The sequence below is a fragment of the Streptomyces sp. NPDC001002 genome (genome assembly GCF_053599215.1).
In genome coordinates this window covers 1-3321 of record NZ_JBSFLV010000293.1, presented here as the reverse complement: position 1 = coordinate 3321, position 3321 = coordinate 1, and the positions used below count along the sequence as shown (strand labels likewise).

The window sequence follows — 3321 nt, the reverse complement described above, 5'->3', positions numbered from 1 at the left end:
GCCCCCGCCGCCCCTACCCGTCCCATCCTTCTGGGGCTCCGCCCCAGACCCCGCTCCTCAAACGCCGGAGGGGCTGGATTTCCAGCCCCAGGACGCTAGGCCTTGCGCACCTCGTAGAGGAAGCAGCCGTACTCGACGGCCCGGACGTGGACCAGTGCCACGGACGGGTCGTCGAAGGCGTTTCGGAGGGCTTCGTCGTCCGGTGCCTCGACCAGCTGTCCGCCCAGGATGTGACCGTCGGTGGAGTAGCGGCGCAGCACCCGGTGGGCGTTCGCGAAGGGGTACGCGGAGTCGTCCGCCGGGCCCCTGCAGTCGTCGGCATGAATGAACACTGGCCCCTGCTCGTCGTACGCCCCCGGATCCACCCCCGTTTCCGCCGCCCAGCGGCGCAGTGGGGCGTACGAGACCAGGGCGATCCGTTCGCCCGGCTCGCTGCGGCGCAGGCAGCAGCGGAGGGGGGCGCCGCCCTCCTCGTCGAGTACGGGAACCATTCGGGCGCCCGCGTCGTCAGCAGAGCGCAGCTCCTTCAGGACCGTCGGGTCGACGGGTCGTGCGGTGTAGGTCGTCATGGCTTCAGGCTCGCGCTCGGCCCGCCCGCTCACCGGCGGGAAATGGACATCGCGTTCCGGTCAGGTCCCGTGGAAGGATGGCGCAACCCACACATAACGAGGAGATGACCGCGTGCCTGGCACAAACCTGACTCGCGAAGAGGCGCGGCAGCGGGCGAAGCTGCTGACCGTTGACTCGTACGAGATCGATCTCGACCTCTCCGGCGCGCAGGAGGGCGGTACCTACCGGTCCGTGACCACGGTGCGCTTCGATGTCGCGGAGGGCGGCAGCGAGTCGTTCATCGACCTGGTCGCCCCGGCGGTCAATGAGGTGACGCTGAACGGCGAGCCGCTGGCGCCCGCCGAGGTCTTCGCGGACTCCCGGATCGCGCTCCCGGGCCTGCTGGAGGGACGCAACGTCCTGCGGGTCGTCGCGGACTGCGCGTACACCAACACCGGTGAGGGCCTGCACCGTTTCGTCGACCCGGTCGACAACCAGGCCTACCTCTACACCCAGTTCGAGGTGCCGGACGCCCGCCGCGTCTTCGCCTCCTTCGAGCAGCCAGACCTGAAGGCGACCTTCCAGTTCACCGTGAAGGCGCCGAGCGGCTGGACCGTCGTCTCGAACTCCCCGACGCCCGAGCCCAAGGACGACGTCTGGACCTTCGCGCCGACCCCGCGCATCTCGACGTACATCACCGCGCTGATCGTCGGCCCGTACCACTCCGTGCACAGCGTGTACGAGAAGGACGGGCAGAGCGTGCCGCTCGGCATCTACTGCCGGCCCTCGCTCGCCGAGTTCCTCGACTCCGACGCCATCTTCGAGGTGACCCGGCAGGGCTTCGAGTGGTTCCAGGAGAAGTTCGACTACGCGTACCCGTTCCAGAAGTACGACCAGCTCTTCGTGCCGGAGTTCAACGCGGGCGCGATGGAGAACGCGGGCGCGGTGACCATCCGCGACCAGTACGTCTTCCGCTCCAAGGTGACGGATGCCGCCTACGAGGTGCGCGCCGAGACCATCCTGCACGAGCTGGCCCACATGTGGTTCGGCGACCTGGTCACCATGGAGTGGTGGAACGACCTGTGGCTGAACGAGTCGTTCGCCACCTACACGTCGATCGCCTGCCAGTCCTACCACCCGGACTCCCGGTGGCCGCACTCGTGGACGACCTTCGCCAACTCCATGAAGACGTGGGCCTACCGGCAGGACCAACTGCCCTCCACCCACCCGATCATGGCCGAGATCAACGACCTCGACGACGTGCTCGTCAACTTCGACGGCATCACGTACGCCAAGGGCGCGAGCGTCCTGAAGCAGCTCGTGGCGTACGTCGGCATGGACGAGTTCTTCGCGGGCGTGCAGGCGTACTTCAAGCGCCACGCCTTCGGCAACACCCGTCTGTCCGACCTGCTCGGCGCCCTGGAGGAGACCTCGGGCCGGGATCTGAAGGCCTGGTCGAAGGCGTGGCTGGAGACGGCCGGCATCAACATCCTGCGCCCCGAGATCGAGACGGACGCGGACGGTGTCATCACCGCCTTCGCCGTCCGCCAGGAGGCCCCCGCCCTCCCGGCCGGCGCCAAGGGCGAGCCGACGCTCCGCCCGCACCGCATCGCCGTCGGCCTGTACGAACTCGACGCGGACACCGGCAAGTTGGTGCGCGACGAGCGCGTCGAGCTGGACGTGGACGGCGAGTTGACGGCCGTACCGCAGCTGGTCGGCAAGCGCCGTCCGGACGTGATCCTGCTCAACGACGACGACCTGTCGTACGCCAAGGTCCGCCTGGACGAGCAGTCGCTGGCCTTCGTCACCGAGCACCTCGGCGACTTCGAGTCCTCCCTCCCCCGCGCCCTGTGCTGGGCCTCGGCCTGGGACATGACCCGGGACGCCGAACTCGCCACCCGCGACTACCTCTCCCTCGTCCTGTCGGGCATCGGCAAGGAGTCCGACATCGGCGTCGTGCAGTCGCTGCACCGCCAGGTGAAGCTGGCGATCGAGCTGTACGCCGACCCCTCCACCCGCGAGGCGCTGCTGACCCGCTGGACCGACGCGACGCTGGCCCATCTGCGGTCCGCCGAGGCGGGCAGCGACCACCAGCTCGCGTGGGCAAGGGCGTTCGCGGCCACGGCCCGTACGCCGGAGCAACTCGACCTGCTGGACGCCCTGTTGGAGGGCACGCAGACGATCGAGGGCCTGGCCGTCGACACCGAGCTGCGCTGGGCGTTCGTACAACGCCTCGCCGCGGTCGGCCGGTTCGACGAGGCGGAGATCGCCGGCGAGTACGAGCGGGACAAGACCGCGGCCGGTGAGCGGCACGCGGCCAGCGCCCGTTCGGCCCGGCCGACCGCCGAGGCGAAGGCGGAGGCCTGGGCGTCGGTCGTCGAGTCCGACAAGCTGCCGAACGCCGTGCAGGAGGCGGTCATCGGCGGCTTCGTCCAGACCGACCAGCGCGAGCTGCTGGCGCCGTACACGGCGAAGTTCTTCGAGGCCGTGAGCGAGGTCTGGGAGTCGCGTTCGCACGAGATGGCCCAGCAGATCGTGGTCGGCCTCTACCCGTCGATCCAGGTCGCGCAGGACACCCTGGACCGCACGGACGCCTGGCTGGCCTCGGCCGAGCCGGGCGCGTCCCTGCGCCGCCTGATCTCCGAGTCCCGCGCGGGCGTGGAGCGGGCACTGAAGGCACAGGCTCGGCTTCCGCGGCCACTTCTCCACCAAATCCCGCCGCTACTCCACCACCCTCGGCGCCCTCCGCAACGCCCGCACCGAATGGCGCCG

General features: G+C 69.6%; 1 protein-coding gene and 2 pseudogenes. 2 read left to right on the top strand and 1 reads right to left on the bottom strand.

What is annotated here, in order from left to right:
• Positions 1-95: 95 nt before the first annotated feature.
• Positions 96-569: a DUF1203 domain-containing protein gene (locus ACWDR3_RS47515; protein WP_450358911.1), complete on the bottom strand. Its 474-nt coding sequence runs from the start codon at positions 567-569 to the stop codon at positions 96-98.
• 112 nt (positions 570-681) lie between these two features.
• Here ACWDR3_RS47515 and pepN point away from each other — a divergent pair.
• Both pepN and ACWDR3_RS47505 read left to right on the top strand, forming a co-directional pair.
• Positions 682-3234 (top strand): annotated as a pseudogene (gene pepN, locus ACWDR3_RS47510) (aminopeptidase N); the annotation flags it as partial.
• Between the two features lie 34 nt (positions 3235-3268).
• Positions 3269-3321 (top strand): annotated as a pseudogene (locus tag ACWDR3_RS47505) (hypothetical protein); the annotation flags it as partial.

Excerpts from the sequence above, each read along its gene's own strand:
- ACWDR3_RS47515 (WP_450358911.1), bottom strand. The coding sequence starts at position 569 with ATGACGACCTACACCGCACGACCCGTCGACCCGACGGTCCTGAAGGAG.